The following is a 1381-nucleotide window of genomic DNA, read 5'->3' as shown; positions in this document are numbered from 1 at the left end:
GCATTCTTCATCCATGGCCTGATCGGCGCTTTGTCGTCAAGCACTCAAGGTAGGAGCCCGGTGCCTAAATTGGGCACGCCGGGATCTGTGCGGGGGGTGTTCAGTAATGGACATCCCTACCGCAATCCCTACTGACCGATATACAAAAGAAACACAATCTTGGATACGTGTTTATTAGCCACGATTTACAGGTCATCGGCGCCATGGCGTATCGCGTCGCGGTGATGAAAAATGGAATTGTTGTCGAGTCCGGCGACGTGGAGAAGATTTTTTCGAACTCCTCAGATGAATACACACGTAAGCTTCTAAGGACAGCACTAGAATCCTAAAAATCTTTCTTTTTCGTCAATTGAGTGCCCATCTCGATTGTATTTTCCTATTTCTTTTGACAGTTAAATAATTTGTGGCTAGTATGCGATCAAACTTTCACGTATCTCCCTGATTTATCAGTCTTTAATTGTAAAAACTTCCGACCGATGCAGCCAATCAAGTTGACTAAGACATGTTCGCGCGCCGCCGCCGGCATGTTGCTCGGCCTAGTAATGACAGCAACTTCCGGCGCGTTCGCCGACGAAGTTTCCAGTATTAGCCAAAACGCCACCAACGGCGCCCCTTCCGCCAAATCCAGCGACACCACCGCAGACGCCTCGGGCAATCCGGGCAGCGCGAAGTCGTTCCTCTCCGGCGTGGCGAGCAAAGCAGGCGACGTCGTCGTCGGCGCGCTCAACATGATCGGCGTGCGTTATCGCTGGGGCGGCAATACGCCGGATTCCGGCCTCGATTGCAGCGGCTTCGTGCGCTACGTGTTTCAGGACACGCTCGGCATGACCTTGCCGCGCCGCGCCGAAGAGATGAGCCGCGTCGGCGAGAAGGTCCGTGTGTCGGATCTGAAGCCGGGCGATCTCGTGTTCTTCAACACGATGCGCCGGTCGTTCTCGCACGTCGGGATTTATATCGGCGACAACAAGTTCGTGCATTCGCCGTCGACCGGCAGCACGATTCGCGTCGACGATCTCGATGATGGGTACTGGGAGAAGCGGTTCACCGGTGCACGTCGGATCGAGAACGCGCAGCCGATGGATGCCAGCGATTTGCGCCAGCGGGTGAGTGCGACTATCGGACAGTGATTGTTCGCTTGCGCTTTGGTGTTTGGTGAATGTGAAGGCCTGCTTTCTGTCCGAAAGTGGGCTTTTTTCTTTCTTGGGCGGTTGTTGCTTCGTTGCCTTTGCGATGGGGCCGTTTTCGTTATGCTTTATTCAGTAGCCGCCTCCCCGGCGGAGGGGTCACTTTCTTTGCGGCGGCAAAGAAAGTAACCAAAGAAAGCCGCTTGCCGATCCTAAGCACCTTCTTGAGCGGCCCCGGCACAGAACCTTAGACTTGG

Annotated in this window: 1 protein-coding gene and 1 pseudogene; both read left to right on the top strand. The window is 54.6% G+C overall.

The features are described 5' to 3' along the window. Positions 1-128: 128 nt before the first annotated feature. Positions 129-329, top strand: a pseudogene (locus BVER_RS34940) (microcin ABC transporter ATP-binding protein); the annotation flags it as partial. 147 nt (positions 330-476) lie between these two features. Further along, the gene (locus BVER_RS28995; RefSeq protein ID WP_050456163.1) at positions 477-1127 is read left to right on the top strand and encodes a C40 family peptidase; all 651 of its coding nucleotides are present in this window, start codon (positions 477-479) and stop codon (positions 1125-1127) included. Positions 1128-1381 lie beyond the last annotated feature (254 nt).

The sequence above is a fragment of the Candidatus Burkholderia verschuerenii genome (assembly GCF_001189365.1).
Lineage (GTDB): Bacteria > Pseudomonadota > Gammaproteobacteria > Burkholderiales > Burkholderiaceae > Caballeronia > Caballeronia verschuerenii.
The sequence above is the reverse complement of the archived record's forward strand: the minus strand, read 5'-3'. Positions and strand labels throughout refer to the sequence as shown.

Bases quoted from the DNA above. Each gene is read 5' to 3' on its own strand.
- BVER_RS28995 (WP_050456163.1), top strand. From the start codon at position 477: ATGCAGCCAATCAAGTTGACTAAGACATGTTCGCGCGCCGCCGCCGGC.